This is a genomic window from Streptomyces subrutilus, from assembly GCF_008704535.1.
Lineage (GTDB): Bacteria > Actinomycetota > Actinomycetes > Streptomycetales > Streptomycetaceae > Streptomyces > Streptomyces subrutilus.
This window is the reverse complement of the sequence record NZ_CP023701.1, coordinates 5,964,288-5,980,738: the sequence shown is the minus strand read 5'-3', so window position 1 is coordinate 5,980,738 and position 16,451 is coordinate 5,964,288. Positions and strand designations below refer to the sequence as shown.

General features: G+C 74.4%; 15 protein-coding genes and 1 pseudogene. 2 read left to right on the top strand and 14 right to left on the bottom strand.

Annotated elements, in window-relative coordinates:
- Nucleotides 1-85: 85 nt before the first annotated feature.
- The 7 genes from pheT to infC all read right to left on the bottom strand — a co-directional run bounded on the left by pheT (nt 86) and on the right by infC (nt 7,709).
- Nucleotides 86-2,614 carry a phenylalanine--tRNA ligase subunit beta gene (pheT, locus tag CP968_RS26525; RefSeq protein ID WP_150520390.1) on the bottom strand — a complete coding sequence of 843 codons (2,529 nt, stop codon included), beginning with the start codon at nt 2,612-2,614 and terminating at the stop codon, nt 86-88.
- A complete protein-coding gene (gene pheS / locus CP968_RS26520; protein WP_150520389.1) occupies nt 2,614-3,741 on the bottom strand; it encodes a phenylalanine--tRNA ligase subunit alpha in 1,128 nt (375 codons plus the stop codon). The genes pheT and pheS overlap by 1 nt, the downstream gene beginning before the upstream one ends.
- 142 nt (nt 3,742-3,883) lie before the next feature.
- A complete protein-coding gene (locus CP968_RS26515) occupies nt 3,884-5,131 on the bottom strand; it encodes a sensor histidine kinase (RefSeq protein ID WP_150520388.1) in 1,248 nt (415 codons plus the stop codon).
- Between the two features lie 55 nt (nt 5,132-5,186).
- On the bottom strand, nt 5,187-6,047 hold the full coding sequence (locus CP968_RS26510; protein WP_150520387.1) for a TrmH family RNA methyltransferase: 861 nt from the start codon (nt 6,045-6,047) through the stop codon (nt 5,187-5,189).
- A 156-nt stretch (nt 6,048-6,203) separates the two neighbouring features.
- Nucleotides 6,204-6,590: a 50S ribosomal protein L20 gene (gene rplT / locus CP968_RS26505; RefSeq protein WP_007263143.1), complete on the bottom strand. Its 387-nt coding sequence runs from the start codon at nt 6,588-6,590 to the stop codon at nt 6,204-6,206.
- A 103-nt stretch (nt 6,591-6,693) separates the two neighbouring features.
- Nucleotides 6,694-6,888 (bottom strand): 50S ribosomal protein L35, encoded by a 195-nt coding sequence (gene rpmI / locus CP968_RS26500; protein WP_030387121.1) that lies wholly within the window; start codon nt 6,886-6,888, stop codon nt 6,694-6,696.
- Nucleotides 6,889-6,992: 104 nt separating this feature from the next.
- The gene (gene infC, locus CP968_RS26495) at nt 6,993-7,709 is read right to left on the bottom strand and encodes a translation initiation factor IF-3 (RefSeq protein ID WP_150520386.1); all 717 of its coding nucleotides are present in this window, start codon (nt 7,707-7,709) and stop codon (nt 6,993-6,995) included.
- Between the two features lie 327 nt (nt 7,710-8,036).
- Between infC and CP968_RS26485 the strand changes: the two genes are divergently transcribed.
- The gene (locus tag CP968_RS26485; protein WP_150520385.1) at nt 8,037-8,414 is read left to right on the top strand and encodes a DUF1844 domain-containing protein; all 378 of its coding nucleotides are present in this window, start codon (nt 8,037-8,039) and stop codon (nt 8,412-8,414) included.
- 66 nt (nt 8,415-8,480) lie between these two features.
- On the opposite strand, the gene CP968_RS26480 is transcribed toward CP968_RS26485, so the two are convergent.
- Genes CP968_RS26480 through CP968_RS26470 form a run of 3 tightly spaced genes read right to left on the bottom strand, consistent with a single transcriptional unit; the run spans nt 8,481 to nt 11,307 of the window.
- Nucleotides 8,481-9,224 (bottom strand): SseB family protein, encoded by a 744-nt coding sequence (locus CP968_RS26480; RefSeq protein WP_150522145.1) that lies wholly within the window; start codon nt 9,222-9,224, stop codon nt 8,481-8,483.
- A 20-nt stretch (nt 9,225-9,244) separates the two neighbouring features.
- The gene (mycP, locus tag CP968_RS26475) at nt 9,245-10,519 is read right to left on the bottom strand and encodes a type VII secretion-associated serine protease mycosin (protein ID WP_150520384.1); all 1,275 of its coding nucleotides are present in this window, start codon (nt 10,517-10,519) and stop codon (nt 9,245-9,247) included.
- Nucleotides 10,516-11,307, bottom strand: coding sequence for a hypothetical protein (locus tag CP968_RS26470; RefSeq protein ID WP_189829000.1), 792 nt, complete (start codon nt 11,305-11,307; stop codon nt 10,516-10,518). The genes mycP and CP968_RS26470 overlap by 4 nt, the downstream gene beginning before the upstream one ends.
- 153 nt (nt 11,308-11,460) lie before the next feature.
- Here CP968_RS26470 and CP968_RS26465 point away from each other — a divergent pair, with 153 nt between their 5' ends.
- A complete protein-coding gene (locus tag CP968_RS26465; protein ID WP_150520383.1) occupies nt 11,461-12,663 on the top strand; it encodes an amino acid deaminase/aldolase in 1,203 nt (400 codons plus the stop codon).
- Nucleotides 12,664-12,732: 69 nt separating this feature from the next.
- On the opposite strand, the gene CP968_RS26460 is transcribed toward CP968_RS26465, so the two are convergent.
- The 4 genes and pseudogenes from CP968_RS26460 to CP968_RS26445 all read right to left on the bottom strand — a co-directional run bounded on the left by CP968_RS26460 (nt 12,733) and on the right by CP968_RS26445 (nt 16,361).
- On the bottom strand, nt 12,733-13,683 hold the full coding sequence (locus tag CP968_RS26460; protein ID WP_150520382.1) for a MerR family transcriptional regulator: 951 nt from the start codon (nt 13,681-13,683) through the stop codon (nt 12,733-12,735).
- 34 nt (nt 13,684-13,717) lie between these two features.
- Nucleotides 13,718-13,996 (bottom strand): annotated as a pseudogene (locus CP968_RS26455) (haloacid dehalogenase-like hydrolase); the annotation flags it as partial.
- A gap of 202 nt (nt 13,997-14,198) precedes the next feature.
- The gene (locus CP968_RS26450) at nt 14,199-14,990 is read right to left on the bottom strand and encodes a 3-oxoacyl-ACP reductase (protein ID WP_150520380.1); all 792 of its coding nucleotides are present in this window, start codon (nt 14,988-14,990) and stop codon (nt 14,199-14,201) included.
- A 6-nt stretch (nt 14,991-14,996) separates the two neighbouring features.
- Complete coding sequence (locus CP968_RS26445; RefSeq protein ID WP_150520379.1) at nt 14,997-16,361, bottom strand: aldehyde dehydrogenase family protein; 1,365 nt, start codon at nt 16,359-16,361, stop codon at nt 14,997-14,999.
- Nucleotides 16,362-16,451 lie beyond the last annotated feature (90 nt).

The window sequence follows — 16,451 nt, the reverse complement described above, 5'->3', positions numbered from 1 at the left end:
ACCGGGGTCGTCCGCCTTCTCACCCGAACGAGTGAGGGGCGCGCCCGGTGGTCCGGACACGCCCCTCATCGGCCCTGCGGGGTGGCTACGCGCCCCGGAGCGCCGCCCCGGTCCGCTCCCCGGCCAGGGCCACCGCCGCGTCGCGCGCGGCCGTGGACTCCTCGGCGGTCAGGGTGCGGTCGGCCGCGCGGAAGCGCAGCGCGTACGCGAGGGACTTCTTGCCCCCGCCGACCTGCTCACCGGTGAACACGTCGAACAGCCGCAGCGATTCGAGCAGTTCGCCCGCGCCCTCGCGCAGCGCCGCCTCGACCGCGGAGGCCGGAACGGACGCGTCCACGATCAGCGCGACGTCCTGGGTCGCCACCGGGAAGGAGGAGATCCGGGGCGCCTGGACGGCCTCGCCGCCGGCCGCCGCGAGGCGGTCCAGGTCGAGCTCCATGGCGCTGGTGCGGGCGGGCAGGCCGAGGGCCTTGACCACGCGCGGGTGCAGCTCGCCGGCGTGGCCGACGACCTGCTCGGCCCCGTCGACGGTGACGACGAGTTCGGCGCACCGGCCCGGGTGCCAGGGGCCGTACCGGCCCTGGCGGACGACGAGCTCGGCGCCGGCCTCGACGGCCAGCGCGCGGGCGGCCTCGACCGCGTCCGCCCAGTCGGCCGGACGGCCCTTGCCCCACCAGCCGGCCTGCTCGCGCGCACCGGCCAGCACGACCGCGGCGTACCGCGGCTGGGCGGGCAGGGCCGCGTCCAGGGTGGCGACCTCCTCGTCCGTGGGACGGCGGTCCACGGGCAGCCGGACGGCCACGCCGGGACGGCCGGAGCCGAGGAAGACCGAACCGGTCTCGAAGAGGGCCAGGTCGTGGCTGCCCCGGCTGTCGTTGCGGCGCAGTGCGCCGAGCAGACCCGGCAGCAGCGTGGTGCGCAGCGCCGGCTCCTCGTCGGAGATCGGGTTCACGAGGGTGACGAGCCGGCGGGCCGGGTCGTCCGCGGGGAGCTGGAGCCGGTCGAGGACCTGCGCGCCGATGAACGGGTAGCTCAGCGCCTCGACGTAGCCCGCGCCGGCCAGTGCGCGGCCGACCCGGCGGTGCAGCTGCTGCCGGGCGGTCAGACCGCGGCCGGAGGGCACCTGCGGGAGGGTGGACGGGAGGTTCCCGTAGCCCTCCAGCCGGATGACCTCTTCGGCGAGGTCGTTGGGCTCGGCGAGATCGGGGCGCCACGACGGGACGGTGACGACGAGCTCGTCCTGCCCGTAGACGTCGCAGCCGACCTCCTGGAGGCGGCGCACGACGGTCTCGCGGCCGTACTCCATGCCCGCGACCCGGTCGGGGTGGTCGGCGCTCATCGCGATGGTGCGCGGGGCACCGGGCGCGAGGAACTCGGTGACGCCCGCCTCGGCGGTGCCTCCGGCGAGCAGCACGAGCAGGTCGACGGTCCGCTGGGCGGCCGCGGCGGCGGCCTGCGGGTCGACGCCCCGCTCGAAGCGCTTGGAGGCCTCGGAGGAGAGCTTCAGGCGGCGGGCGGTCCGCGAGATCGACACGGCGTCGAAGTGCGCGGCCTCGACGACGACCTCGGTGGTGCCCGTGACGTGGCCGGTCTCGGGGTCCGTGACGGAGTCGGCGATCTCGGTGTCGGCGCCGCCCATGACGCCGGCGAGCCCGATCGGGCCGCTGCCGTCGGTGATCACCAGGTCCTCGGCGTCGAGCGTGCGCGTGACGCCGTCGAGGGTGGTGAACTTCTCGCCGTGCTCGGCCCGGCGGACGCCGATGGGGCCGTCGATCCGCGAGCGGTCGTAGGCGTGCAGCGGCTGGCCGAGCTCCAGCATCACGTAGTTGGTGATGTCGACGGCGAGCGAGATCGGGCGCATGCCGGCCTTCTGGAGGCGGCGGGTGAGCCAGATCGGGGAGCGCGCGTCGGGGTCGAGGCCGGTCACCGTGCGGGCGGTGAAGCGGTCGCAGCCGGCCGGGTCGTCGACCTTGACGGGGTGGCCGTACGCGTTCGGCGCGGGGACGTCGAGCAGCGCCGGATCGCGCAGCGGCAGGCGGTACGCGGTGGCGGCCTCGCGGGCCACTCCGCGCATCGACATGCAGTAGCCGCGGTCCGGGGTGATGTCGATGTCGAGGACCTCGTCGACGAGCTGGAGCAGCTCGATCGCGTCGGTGCCGACCTCGTGCTCGGGCGGCAGCACGATGATGCCGTGCGTGCCGTCGTCGCCCATGCCCAGCTCGTCGCCGGAGCAGATCATGCCGTGCGAGGTCCTGCCGTACGTCTTGCGCGAGGCGATCGCGAAGTCGCCGGGCAGCACCGCGCCGGGCAGGACCACGACGACCTTGTCGCCGACGGCGAAGTTCCGGGCGCCGCAGACGATCTCCTGCGGCTCGCCGGTGCCGTTGGCCGCGCCGACGTCCACCGTGCAGAAGCGGATCGGCTTGCGGAAGCCCTCCAGCTCCTCGATGGTCAGCACCTTGCCGACGACGAGCGGGCCCTTGAGGCCGCCGCCGAGCTGCTCGACGGTCTCGACCTCCAGGCCGGCGTCGACCAGCTTGGCGGCCACGTCACGGCCGGTTTCGCCCGCGGGGAGGTCGACGTACTCCCGCAGCCAGGAAAGCGGGACGCGCATCAGATCTCACTCCCGAACGGCCGGGTGAAGCGAACGTCGCCCTCGACCATGTCTCGCATGTCTTCTACGTGATGACGGAACATCAGCATCCGTTCGATGCCGAAGCCGAAGGCGAACCCGCTGTACTTCTCGGGGTCCACGCCGCAGGCGGTCAGCACCTTGGGGTTGACCATGCCGCAGCCGCCGAGCTCGATCCAGCCCTCGGACGAGCAGGTGCGGCAGGGGCGGTCGGGGTTGCCCACCGAGGCGCCGCGGCACACGTAGCACTGCATGTCCATCTCGGCGGACGGCTCGGTGAAGGGGAAGAAGTGCGGGCGCAGGCGCGTGGTCGTGCCCTCGCCGAACAGCTCCTGGACCATGTGGTCCATGGTGCCCTTGAGGTCGGCCATGGTCAGGCCCTCGTCCACGGCGAGCAGCTCGACCTGGTGGAAGACCGGCGTGTGCGTCGCGTCGAGCTCGTCGGTGCGGTAGACCCGGCCCGGGCAGACCACGTAGACGGGGGGCTTGCGCTCCAGCAGCGTCCGCGCCTGCACCGGGGAGGTGTGGGTGCGCAGCACGACGCCGGACTCGTCGCCCTCGGTGCCTTCCGGCCCCCGGACGAAGAAGGTGTCCTGCATCTGGCGCGCCGGGTGGTCGGGCGTGAAGTTGAGGGCGTCGAAGTTGAACCACTCCGCCTCCACCTCGGGACCCTCGGCGACCTCGTACCCCATGGCCACGAAGATGTCCGCGATGCGGTCCATCAGCGTGGTCAGGGGGTGCCGGGCGCCGGCGGGGACGCGGTCGTGGGGCAGCGTGACGTCCACGGCCTCCTCGACCAGCACCCGCTCGTCGCGCTCGGCCTCCAGGGCGACCGTGCGGGCCCCGAAGGCCTTGTTCACGGCGCCGCGGGCCTGGCCCACGCGCTTGCCCGCCTCGGCCTTGGCCTGGGGCGGCAGGGCTCCGATCTCGCGGTTGGCGAGCGCCAGGGGCGAGCGGTCGCCCATGTGCGCGGTCTTCGCCTCCCGCAGCGCGTCGAGGTCGCCGGCGGACGCGAAGGCGGCGAGCGCCTCGTCCCGCATGCGCTCGATCTCTTCCGGTTTCAGTGCCTCGACCTCGACAGGGTCGTACGACTTGTTCGGTGCCGACATCTCTTCCCGTACTTCCGATGGCTGGCTGGTGGGTCCCCGTACGACTCGATCGGCACAAGGACACAAGGGTGCCAAAGGACGAGTCTAAAGGTCGCCGGGGGTGGAGGAGCCCGTGGGCCGCCTGGCGAGACGCTCCGCAGGGCTACTGCGTGAGGTAGGCCGGGGCGCTCACGGGCAGGATAAATCGGAACTCGGCGCCGCCACCGGGGCCGCGGCCGACCGTGATGGTGCCGCCGTGGGCCTCCACGATGCCCTTGACGATGTACAGGCCCAGCCCGGTGCCGCCGCGCTTGCTGCCCCGCCAGAAGCGGGTGAAGACGCGGCCCATCGACTCCTCGGGAATCCCGGGGCCTTCGTCGGACACGGTGACGGCGGTTCCCTTCTCGTGCGGCGATACGTCGATGGTGACGGTTCCCTCACCGTGGCGCACCGCATTTTCGAGGAGGTTGCCGAGGATCTGGTCGATCTTGTCGGGGTCGGCCCACAGGTCGGGCAGCGGGCGGCTGACGCTGACGAGGAACCGCTCGGGGGCCTGGCCGTTCGCGGTCAGGGCCTGGACGTGGCGGCCGACGGCGGTGGCGACGTCGATCGGCTGGCGGCGCACCTCCAGCCGCCCGGAGTCGATCCGCGAGATGTCGAGGAGCTCGGTGATCAGCCGGGTGACGCGGTTGGCGTCGGCGTCCACGGTCTCCAGCATCAGCCGCTTCTGGTCGTCGGTGAACCGCTCCCACTTGGCGAGCAGGGTCGCGGTGAACCCCTTGACGGAGGTGAGCGGGGAGCGCAGCTCGTGCGCGACCGTGGCGATCAGCTCGGCGTGGCTGCGCTCGGTGCGCCGCCGGGCCTCGGTGCCGCGCAGGGTGACCACGAGCCGGCGCAGCGGGCCGGTGGGGTGGGTGCGGACGTAGCGGGCGGAGACGAGCACCTCGCGGCCGCCCGGCAGCAGCAGGTTCCGCTCGGGCTGCCCGCGCCGGGTGGCCAGCCCGCCGTAAGGGTCGGTCAGGGCCCACCAGCGGCGGCCTTCGAGGTCCTCCAGCGGCAGGGCCCGGTCGATGCGGGTGCCGAGCGCGCCGGCCGGGTCGATGGCGGTCATGCGGGCCGCGGCCCGGTTGAAGCAGATGACGCGGCCGGCGGCGTCGGCGACGACGAGTCCGTCGGGCAGGTCGTCGGGGTCGATGCCGGCCTCCGGACCCGCGCCGTGCGGCGCGGCGGTCCCCTCGGCGGACGGTTCCCCACTCGCCGGCGCGGGGAGCCGCGTACGGGCGCCGGACCCGGACGCGGACTCGGGGCGGGATCCGGACTCTGGCCGGGACTCGGGCTCGGCCCGGAACCGCTCCCCGGCCGCGGGCGCGGCGTCCGCGTCCCCGCGCGAGCTGTTCGTACCGACGGTCATGTCCCCGTACCCCACATCTCCGAGCGGCGCCGTGGGCCCCCGGGCCGCCACATTACTAGCTGGGGGTCACGGAGCGGCACCCTCCGGGCGCCCGCTGTGCTCGCGCGGACGCGTACAGGCACACCGCGGCGGCCGTGGCGAGGTTCAGGCTCTCCGCCTTGCCGTGGATCGGGACGCGCACGACGGCGTCGGCGAGGGCCCGGGTCTCCTCCGGCAGGCCCCAGGCCTCGTTGCCGAAGACCCAGGCCGAGGGGGTGCCCATGGTGCCCGCGTCCAGTTCGGCGTCGAGGTCGTCCTCGCCCGCCCCGTCGGCCGCGAGGATCCGCACGCCGGCCGCCCGCAAGCCCGCGACGGCCTGCTCCACCGGGACGCCCACGGCGACCGGGAGGTGGAAGAGGGAGCCGACCGAGGCCCGTACGGACTTGGGGTTGTAGAGGTCGACGGAGGCGTCGGTCAGCACCACAGCGTCCGCGCCGGCCGCGTCCGCGCAGCGCAGCACGGTGCCGGCGTTCCCGGGGTCGCGGACGTGGGCGAGGACGGCGACGAGCCGGGGCCGGGCCGCGAGGATCTCCTCGAAGGGCGAGTCCAGGAAGTGGCAGACGCCGACGAGCCCCTGCGGGGTGACGGTCTGCGAGACCTCGGCGAGCACCTCGTCGGAGGCGTGGTGCACCCGGACGCCCGCGGCCAGCGCCGCGTCGACGATCCCGCTGTGGCGCTCGGCGGCCTCGACGGTCGCGAACAGCTCGATCAGGGTCGTCCCGCCGCCGGAGCCGCGGTGCTCGACGGCCTCGCGGACCGCCTGCGGGCCCTCGGCGATGAACCGGCGCTCCTTGGTGCGGAAGTTGCGCCGCGCCAGTCGCCTGGCGGCGGCCACCCGCGGGGAACGGGGGGAGATCAGCTCGGCGGGGGTGCCCATGGTGTCTGCGGTTCTCTCTCGGGTCCGGGAGCGGCGGCGTGCGGTGCGGCGCGTGCCGCGCGGCGGGAAGCGGCGGGAAGGGGAAAGCACACGGACCCGCAGGCGAATCGCCTGCGGGTCCGTGGGGGCCGGCCGCGCGGGGCGGCCGGCTAGCCCTTAGGCAGCGGCCTTGGGGGCGTTGACGTCGGCCGGGAGCGCCTTCTGCGCGACCTCGACGAGCGCGGCGAACGCGTTGGCGTCGTTGACGGCCAGCTCCGCGAGGATCTTGCGGTCCACCTCGATGTTGGCGGCCTTCAGACCCTGGATGAGGCGGTTGTACGTCATGCCGTTCTGGCGGGCAGCGGCGTTGATGCGCTGGATCCACAGCTGACGGAAGTCGCCCTTGCGCTTCTTGCGGTCGTTGAAGTTGTAGACCAGCGAGTGGGTGACCTGCTCCTTGGCCTTGCGGTACAGGCGCGAACGCTGACCGCGGTAGCCGGAGGCCGCCTCGAGGATCGCCCGGCGCTTCTTGTGGGCGTTTACTGCCCGCTTGACGCGTGCCACTTTTTAACTCCTTGTAGCGGGGCCGTGGTTGTCTTCACGCGGCCCGAATTCGATGGGGTCCCGGTCTTGACGTCCCGCTCCCGCGGAGGGGGAGCGGAGGACGTCACTTGCCGAGAAGCTTCTTGATCTTCGCGGCGTCGCCGGGGGCCATCTCCGCGGTGCCGGTCAGGCGGCGGGTGACACGGGACGACTTGTGCTCGAGCAGGTGGCGCTTGCCGGCGCGCTCACGGAGCACCTTGCCGGAGCCGGTGATCTTGAAGCGCTTCTTGGAACCGCTGTGCGTCTTGTTCTTCGGCATAGCGCCGTTATCTCCTCGTCGGTGGCGCTCCCACCGGTCCGCTTCCGGACCGGCTCGGGGGAGCGTCATGTTGTGTCGGTGATCCGAGACGGGCTGCCTCGGAATCAGGCCTCGGCGTTCGCCTCGTCGGCAGGCGCCTCGTCGGCGGCGGCCTCGGTGGCCTCGGCGGCCTCGACCTCGGCCGGAGCGTCCTCGAAAGGAGCCTCGTCGTCGGTCGGGGCGACACCCTGGCGCTCGGCCTTGCGGGCGGCCTGCGCCTCGCGGGCTTCGGCCATCGCCTCGGTCTTCTTCTTGTGCGGACCGAGAACCATGATCATGTTTCGGCCGTCCTGCTTCGGGTTCGACTCGATGAACCCGAGGTCCTCGACGTCCGAAGCCAGGCGCTGCAGCAGTCGGTAGCCGAGTTCCGGCCGGGACTGCTCGCGACCGCGGAACATGATCGTGATCTTGACCTTGTCGCCCTGCTTGAGGAACCGAACGACGTGACCCTTCTTGGTGTCATAGTCGTGCGGGTCGATCTTCGGCCGGAGCTTCATTTCCTTGATGACCGTGTGCGCCTGGTTCTTGCGCGCCTCACGGGCCTTCATGGCCGACTCGTACTTGAACTTGCCGTAGTCCATGAGCTTGCAGACCGGCGGGCGTGCGGACGCCGCGACCTCGACCAGGTCGAGGTCGTACTCCTGCGCGAGCTCAAGCGCCTTGGCAAGCGGCACGATGCCGACCTGCTCGCCGCTGGGACCGACGAGTCGTACCTCGGGAACGCGAATCCGGTCGTTGATGCGGGGCTCGGTGCTGATGGATCCTCCTCGGTAGCACCACACGGCTGCCTGGCAGACAGCCGCTGACGTGTATTTCCGTCAGACCTACCGCGGCGGGAGAATGAAAAAAAGCCCCGCCGGGCACAGGCAGGGGCTCCAAAACAACCGGAGCACCGCCGCGTGCGAACCGCGGGGCGCAGACTCGGGCAGCTTTCCATCGTCCGTACGGAACGATGGATACCGCCTGACCGGATGACCCGACGCCCCGGAGGGCGGTCAGGTGGGAGAACGGAGCCTCCACTTGTGGGCCGGGCACAGCTGTGTCCGGCCGGTCGATGTACATACTAGCACCCGCGTTGCAAGCCCGCCGCACGGCATATCGTGGGCCGCATGACTGACGCGACACCTTCCTTCGACCCCGCTGCCGACGGCGCCCCCGATTACGACGCCATGACCCGCGACATCGCGGACGTGCCCGCCGTCGAGGTGATCACCACGGTGGCCGTGCACCTGCTGAGCGCCGCGGCGGTCAACCTGGGCCTGGACAAGCCCGACTCCCCGCACAAGGACCTCGACGAGGCCCGCAAGCTGATCACGGCCCTGGCCGGCCTGGTGACCGCGAGCGCCACGGAGATCAGCTCCTTCCACGCCGCCCCGCTGCGCGACGGCCTGAAGTCCCTCCAGCTCGCCTTCCGCGAGGCCTCGATCGTCCCGGACGAGCCGGGTCAGGGCCCGGGCGAGAAGTACACCGGGCCGGTCTTCGGCTGATCCCGGTACGCACGGAGGAGGGGGAGCCCGCGGAAACGTCCCGCCGGCTCCCCTTGCCGCGTTCGGTCAGCGGCTGAACAGCGGCTCGCCGGACGGCGCCGGGGCGTCCTCGGGCAGGACGGCCAGGTCCAGCCCGCGCACCAGCCGGGCCCGCAGCGTCTCGTCCGCCGCGAGGGCCTCGGCGACCCGGCGGGCCGTCGCGGGAGCCTGCGCCGGACCGCCCGCCAGCACCACCGCGAGGGTGCCGTCGGCGTCCGCGCCGGCCGGGCCGAGGTGGGCCCGCAGCACCGCGCCGTCCGCGGCCACGACGGCCCGTACGGCCTCCCGTACGGCGGGGTCGGCCGCCGGACCGGCGTCCGCGCGGCCTTCGGCCAGCGCCAGCAGGGCGGAGCCGGTCAGCTGGTAGGTGACCGGGCCGGCCAGGTCCAGGACCAGGGTGTCGGCCTTCTCGTGCGCGACGGCGGCCAGCGCCTGGTGCAGGGGCACCGCCACCGGCCGGGCCGCCGGGTCCCAGAGCGCCAGCGCGGCCGTGGAGGTGAAGGCGGGCAGGGCCCGCCGGTCGCCCGCCCGCAGGGTCGGGACCGCCATGTCGCTGGTCTTCTCGCGCCGCAGGCCCGTCTCCGGGTCCGTCTCGACCTCGCCGAGGACGGCGACGACCGGCACCAGCAGGCGGGCGCCGCGCAGGGCGGCCAGCACCTCGGGCTCGGCGCCGCGGTCCCGGGACCAGGCGGCCAGGGCCGCGGTCAGCCGGGGATCGGCCGAGCCGTCGTCGTCGGAGAAGCCGGGGTCGGGAATGTTCTTGTTCGCCATGTTCGCCATGTTCGCCACAGTTACCCGACCCTACTGTGCTCGAACGCTGCACCGTCCCCGCCCCTGGGGCCCCGGCGCGGGCGCCGGGCCAGTACGGCCGCCAGCGCGAGCAGCGCCGCCCCGCCGACCGCGGCCTCCGGGGGACCGAGCCGGGCGCCGCGCTCGGGCGGGCGGACCGGTTCCGGGCCCGGGCCGAAGTACGGCTGCCCGGCCGGGGCGGGCGCGGGCACCGGCGGCTCGGGCCGCAGTGACTCTGCGGCCTGGAGGGCGGCCGCGGTGTCGACGGTGCCGTGGCCGCGGGCGTCGTCGCGGCCGCCCTCCGGGCTGTTCGCCGCGGTGTCCTCCAGCAGCTTCTTGACCTGCGCCGGGGAGAGGTCCGGATGCGCGGCCCGGATCAGGGCCACCGCGCCGGAGACGAAGGCGGCGGCCGCGCTGGTGCCCCAGCCCTCGTAGTAGGAGCGGTCCGGGTCGGCGATGACCACGTCCACGCCGGGGGCGCTGACGGTGGCGTACCAGTTGCGGGTGGAGAACGGCGCCTTGCGGCCCCGGCGGTCGACGGCGGTGACCGCGATCACCCCGGGGTAGGCGGCGGGGTAGGAGACGCGGTCGCCCGATCCGCCGCCGTTGCCCGCCGAGGCGACGACGACCACGCCCTTGGCGAGGGCGTACTGGACGGCCTCGTCCTCGCCCGCCTCGTGGTGGGCGGAGTCGCTGTCGTCGCCGAGCGACATGTTGATCACGTCGGCGCCGTGGTCGGCCGCCCAGCGGATGCCCTCGGCGAGCGCGCCGCCCTTGCTCTCGCGGGCCTTGGCCCGGCCCGGGTCGCCCTCCTCCAGGATCACCCGGACCGGCAGGATCCTGGCCTGCGGTGCGACGCCGAGAACGCCCTGGCCGCGCTGGGGCCCGTGCCCGTGGCCGGCGATGATCCCGGCCATGGCGGTGCCGTGGCGGGCCCAGGCCCGGTCGCCCCGGCCCGCGCCGGCGCCGATGAGGTCGGTGCCGGCGAGGACCTGGCCGGCGAGGTCGGGGTGGGAGTCGTCGACGCCCGTGTCGAGGACGGCGACGGTGATCCCGTCGCCCCGGGTGGTGCCCCAGGCCTCCTCGGCGCGCAGGGTCAGCAGGCCCCACTGGCGGTCCCGGATGCCGTCCGCGGCGGCGGGGGCCGCGGCGGCGACCGCGAGGAGCGCCCCGGCGGCCAGCACGGCCGCGGCGCGCCCGGTGATCCGCCGGGGTGCGGGCCCGGGTACGGGTGCGGCGGGGCGGGGGCGGCGGACGGGCCGGTCGCGGCGGCTCATCCGGTGGCCTGCGCGTCGGGGGCGGCCACCGGGCGGGCGAGGGCGCGCAGGGCGGCCGCGAACCGGTCGGCGACGGCCCGGGCCTCGTGGCCGAGGCCCGCCTGCGCCACGGCGCCGGTGGCGTCCTTCGCCGTGGCCTCGGCGGCGGGGCGGGGCGCGTCGACGGTGCGGCCGTCGGCGAAGGCTGAGACGGTGTAGACGACGACGGGGGCGTCGGGCAGGACGGACGCGGTCCAGGCCGCGCGGTGGCCGTCGGCGAAGCCGTAGGCGGGCGGCACGCCGAGGCGGGCGCCGGCCGTGGCCATCGCGGCTGCGTCGCCGGGGGTGAAGACCATGCCCACCGTGATCAGCGAGGAGCGGGTGGCGTCGGTGTAGGCGGCGCGCAGGACGCGGGTGCAGCCGGTGGCGGCGAGCGCCGCCCGCCATTCGGCGGAGAGCGCGGCCGGGCAGTCGGAGTCGGGTGCGAGGGCGACCCGGGTCCAGCTCCGGTCCGCGCCGCCGGGGCCGGCGGCGGGGCCGGTGAGGACGGGCGGGAAGAGGGTGTCGACGGGGGTGGACCGCCACAGCGATCCGGCCTGGCGGTAGGCGGCGTCGGGGGGCAGCGGGCGGTGCGCGGCGCGGTACTGGCTCCAGGCGCCGGTGGCGGCCGTGACGGTGAGTCCGGTGCCCAGCAGGGCGCAGAGTGCGGCGGCGAGGACGCGGCCGGGGCGGCGGCGCGGCCGGACCGGCGGCTGCGGGGGCGGTTCCGGCTCGCCGAGGAGCGCGGTCCGCGGTGTCGTCGTGGTCATCCGGCGGCTCCGCCCCCCGTTCCGTACGGCTGCCTGCCCGTACTCTACGGGCTCGTCCGGGCCCGGCACCGGCGCGCGCCGGTGCCGGGGCTCTCCGGGGCGGCCGCCGTTCCCCCCTACCCACGGGTAGCGCGTTCTGGCAAGCTGCCGCCCATGAACTCCCCCGCTGCCGACCGGGCCCGGTACGACCGGGCGACCGCGCACCTCGACGCGCCGCTGGCCGTCGTCGACCTCGACGCGTTCGACGCCAACGCCGACGACCTGGTGCGCCGCGCGGGCGGGAAGCCGGTCCGGGTCGCGAGCAAGTCCGTCCGGTGCCGGGCGCTCCTGGAACGGGTGCTGGCCCGGCCGGGGTTCGCCGGCATCATGTCGTACACCCTCGCCGAGTCGCTGTGGCTGGCCCGGTCCGGTTTCGAGGACGTCCTGCTGGCCTATCCGTCGGCGGACCGGGCCGGTTTCGGCGAGCTGGCGGGCGATCCCAAGCTGGCGGCGGCGGTGACGGTGATGGTGGACGATCCGGCCCAGCTGGAGCTGATCGACGGGGCGCGTGCGGGCGGCGCCGAGGAGGTGCGGGTCTGCTTGGAACTGGACACGGCGCTGCACCTGTTCGGCGGCCGGGTGCGGGTGGGTGCCCGCCGGTCGCCGCTGCGCGAGCCGGAGCGGTTGGCCGCGCTGGCCCGGCAGGTGTCGGCGCGGCCCGGCTTCCGGGTGGTGGGGCTGATGGGGTACGAGGGGCACGTCGCGGGGGTCGGGGACGCGCTGGCCGGGCGGCCGCTGCGCTCGCGGGCCATCCGGCTGATGCAGGGCGCGGCTCGCCGGGAGCTCGCGGCCCGGCGCGCGGAGGCGGTACGGGCGGTCCGCGCGGTGGTGCCGGACCTGGAGTTCGTCAACGGCGGCGGGACGGGCAGCGTGCAGCAGACCGCGGCCGAGGAGGCGGTGACGGAGATCGCCGCCGGTTCCGGTCTGTACGTGCCGCGGTTGTTCGACAACTACACCTCCTTCCGGGGCCGGCCCGCGGCGCTGTTCGCCCAGCCCGTGGTCCGGCGGCCCGGGGTCGGGGTCGTGACGGTGCTGGGCGGCGGCTACCCGGCGTCGGGCGCCCCGGGCCCGGACCGGCTGCCGGTCCCCTACCTGCCGCAGGGGCTGCGCTACGACCCGCAGGAGGGGGCGGGCGAGGTGCAGACCCCGCTGCTGGGCGCGCCGGCGGACGACCTGCTGATCGGGGACCGGGTGTGGTTCCGGCACGCCAAGGCGGGCGAGCTGTGCGAACGCTTCGACGCGCTGCACCTGGTCGAGGGCGACCGGGTGACGGCCACCGCCCCGACCTACCGGGGCGAGGGCCGCACGTTCCTCTAGGGAGTGTCGTCGGGTTCGTGGCCTCCGGGCGGACGCCACGACCCAGGCCGTGGGGTTCCGGCCCCGCGCTCACCGCGGCGGTCCGGCGTCCCGGTCGTTGCGCAGGGCCCGGACGAGCCAGGGGTACACCGGGTACAGGTCCGCCACCGTCTGCCAGCCGTTGACGATCCACACCAGCCGCCAGTACCGGTCCACCCGGGGGTCGTGCGCCTCGCCGAACCGCCGGGCCATCCAGTCCCGGAACGCGGTGTCGGGGGTGCGCGCGAGCACCTCGGCGAAGCGCCGCACGAGGTCGTCGACGACGGCTTGGCCCCGGTCGCCGAGCGGGTCGATGCCGGACTCCATGGCCTCGGCCACCGTCCGGCGGGTGAACTCGGCCAGTTCCCCGCCGACGGCGCTCTCGATGCCGAGCGGGCGCCCGGTGGCCCGGTACCCGGCCGTCCGGCGCATCCGGGCGCGGAAGTCCTCGTCGCCGACCAGCTCGGCGAGCTCCACCCACGCGGCGACCTGCTCGGGTGACGGGTCATCGGGGAGGTCGGGGGTGGCGGCGCGCACCATGGCCGCCGCGGCCGGGTCGGCGTCCGCCGTGCCGAAGGTGCCGTCCGTGAAGTCGTCGATCAGAGCTCGGCGTTGCGCGCCGGTCAGCTGTGTGAGCCTGTGCATGAGCTGGGCCTCCTCGGTACTGGATCCGCGGCCGGCCACGACGCGCAGGACGCTCCGGCGCAGTTGCAGGACCCGGATCCGGAGGTCCAGGGCCTCGGCGTGCGCCGCGGCGACGTCCGCCACCGCGAGCTCCCGGTCGAGGACCCGTCGGATCGTGGCCAGGTCCATGCCCAGCTCGCGCAGGGTGCGCAGGAGTTCGAGACGGAGCAGTGCGTCGGGGTCGTAGAGCCGGTGGCCGGCGGGACTGCGGGTGGTCGGCGCCACCACCCCCGCATCGGAGTAGAACCGGATGGTCCGCACGGACAGGCCGGTCCGCCGGGAGAGCTCCCCGATCGAGTGGAGGGTCGTGGCGTCCATGTCCCCCACTCTGCCGCCTCCAGTCACTGGAGGTTCAAGGCCGTTGCCCGGCGGTGTCGCGTCGGGCGGGCGGGTGGACCCGGTCGGCCTGGTCGGGGATGACGCCGGCGTCGTCCCGGCGGACCGGGCCGGGCGCGCCGTCGCGGCCGATGCGGCCGGTGGTGGAGCAGGGGTAGGGGTCGGTCTTGCGCGGTTTCGGTTCGATGGACATGGGGTTCACGATCCACTCGCCGTCGCTGTCGTCGTACGCCCGGCACATCACCTCGTTCTCGTTCCGGTTGAGCACGAGGCGCAGGGCGGTGGCGTCGCGGACGACCGGCTGCGGTGAGGCGGAGGTGATCCAGACGTCGAAGCCGGCCTTCCGCAGGGTGGCGATCAGGTCCTTCCGCTGGTCGTAGTGGTTCCTGTGGGCGTGGGGGTACGGGAACGCGTCGGCCGGGCGTCGTGCGACGCCCGGCCGGCGGGAGGGTGCGGGGGGGGTGCCGGGGGGCCCGGCACGATCGGGGGGAGAGGGCCTACAGGGGGGTCACGTACGCGCCGGCGATGCCGCCGTCGACGACGAAGTCGGCGGCGTTGACGAAGGAGGAGTCGTCGCTGGCGAGGAAGGCGACGGCGGCGGCGATCTCGGTGGGCTCGGCGAACCGGCCGACGGGGATGTGCACGAGGCGGCGGGCGGCGCGCTCGGGGTCCTTGGCGAACAGCTCCCGCAGCAGCGGGGTGTTGACCGGCCCGGGGCACAGGGCGTTGACGCGGATGCCCTCGCGGGCGAACTGCACGCCGAGTTCGCGGGACATCGCAAGGACGCCGCCCTTGGAGGCGGTGTAGGAGATCTGGGAGGTCGCGGCGCCCATCAGGGCCACGAAGGAGGCGGTGTTGATGATGGAGCCGCGCTTCTGGGCCCGCATGTAGGGCAGGGCGGCCTTGCAGCAGAGGTAGACGGAGGTGAGGTTGACGTCCTGGACGCGCTTCCAGGCGTCGAGCTCGGTGAGGAGGATCGAGTCGTCGTCGGCGGGCGAGATGCCGGCGTTGTTGAAGGCGATGTCGACGGAGCCGTAGGTGTCGTGGGCCGTCTTGAAGAGGGCGTCGACCTGGTCCTTGTCGGTGACGTCCACCTGGACGAAGAGCCCGCCGACCTCCTCGGCCGCGGCCTTGCCGGCGACCGGGTCGATGTCGGCGCAGACCACGTGGGCGCCTTCGGAGGCGAGCCGGCGGGCCGTGGCCAGGCCGATGCCGCTGCCGGCTCCGGTGATGACGGCGGTGCGGCCGACGAGGCGGCGGCAGATGGTCTCTTCGGTGCGGTCGGTCATGGTGGTTCAGGCCTCCGTGCTGATGAAGACGTTCTTGGTCTCGGTGAAAGCGGTGAGGGCGTCGGGTCCGAGCTCGCGGCCGAGTCCGGACTGCTTGTAGCCGCCGAAGGGGGTCCAGTAGCGGACGCTGGAGTGGGAGTTCACCGACAGGTTGCCCGCGGCCACGGCCCGCGAGACGCGCAGGGCGCGGCCGATGTCGCGGGTCCACAGGGAACCGGAGAGGCCGTACGCGGTCGCGTTGGCCAGGCGTACGGCGTCCTCCTCGTCCTCGAAGGGCAGAAGGACGGCGACGGGCCCGAAGACCTCCTCGACGGCGACGGGCGCCGCCGGGTCCACGTCGGTGACGAGGGTGGGCGGGTACCAGAAGCCGGGGCCCTGCGGTGCGGCGCCGCGGACGGTGGTGAGGTCGTCGGTGACGTAGGAGCGGACGCGTTCCCGCTGGGCCCGGGAGATCAGCGGCCCCATCTGGGTCTTCTCGTCGGCCGGGTCGCCGACGACCACGGCTTCGACGGCGGGGGCGAGCAGGTCGAGGAACCGGTCGTGGACGGTGCGCTGGACGAGGATGCGGGTGCGGGCGCAGCAGTCCTGGCCGGTGTTGTCGAGGAAGGCCATGGGGGCGGCGGCGGCCGCGGCTTCGAGGTCGGCGTCGGCGAAGACGATGTTGGGGCTCTTGCCGCCGAGTTCGAGGGTGACGCGCTTCACCCGGTCGGCGCACTTGGCCATGATCTGCTTGCCGACGCGGGTGGAGCCGGTGAACACGATCTTCGCCACGCCGGGGTGTTCGACGAGCGCGTCGCCCGCGACCGCGCCGCGGCCGGGGAGCACCTGGAAGAGGTGCTCGGGCAGGCCGGCTTCGAGGGCGATGGCGGCGAGGCGCAGGGCGGTGAGCGGGGTGGTCTCGGCGGGCTTGAGGATGACGGCGTTGCCGGCGGCGAGGGCCGGGGCGAGGCCCCAGGCGGCGATCGGCAGGGGGAAGTTCCAGGGGGCGATCACGCCGATGACACCGAGGGGTTCGAGGAAGGTGACGTCGATGCCGCCGGCGACGGGGATCTGGCGGCCGGAGAGCCGTTCGACGCCGCCGGCCGCGAAGTCGAGGAGGTCGCGCACGTTGCCGGCCTCCCAGCGGGCGTTGCCGATGGTGTGGCCGGCCTCCCGGACCTCCAGGGCGGCCAGTTCCTCGACGTGGCCGTCGACGGCGGCGGCGAAGCGGCGCAGCAGCCGGGCCCGGTCGGCGGGGGACGCGGCGGCCCAGGAGCGCTGGGCGGCGGCGGCCCGGGCGACGGCGGCGTCGACGTCGTCCCGTGTGGCGGCCGGGACGACGGCGACGGTTTCCTCGGTGGCCGGATTCAGGACTTCCAGCACATCGGACACGTGGGTGCCTCGCAGACTCTCGGTTCGGTGCGGTGCGGTGCGGTGCGGTGCGGTGCGGTCGGGCGGTGCGCGCGGTGCGGTGCGGTCGGG